Here is a 273-nt window from a genome sequence, read left to right as displayed (position 1 = left end):
AGGCGTGCAGCAGACGCTGTCGATGGGACCGGTAGCGTCGCAGGAAGCGATCAAAATGCTGGGCACCAACGGTGGCGGCTTCTTTAACGCCAACTCCTCCCATCCATTTGAAAACCCGACGGTGCTGACTAACCTGGTGCAGATGCTGAGCATCTTCCTGATCCCGGCGGCGCTCTGCTTCGCGTTTGGCGAAAGCGTGCGTGACCGTCGTCAGGGCCACATGCTGCTGTGGGCGATGACGCTGATGTTTGTGGCGGCGGTATCGGTCGTCAT

Annotated in this window: 1 protein-coding gene; it reads left to right on the top strand. The window is 60.1% G+C overall.

Annotated elements, in window-relative coordinates; all coding sequences use genetic code 11:
- A partial coding sequence (locus SB765_RS29620; protein ID WP_410932490.1) for a potassium-transporting ATPase subunit KdpA occupies positions 1–273 on the top strand: 273 nt, incomplete at both ends.

Source organism: Pseudomonas sp. SIMBA_067 (assembly GCF_046534675.1).
Lineage (GTDB): Bacteria > Pseudomonadota > Gammaproteobacteria > Pseudomonadales > Pseudomonadaceae > Aquipseudomonas > Aquipseudomonas putida.
This window is presented reverse-complemented; position numbering and strand designations above follow the sequence as displayed.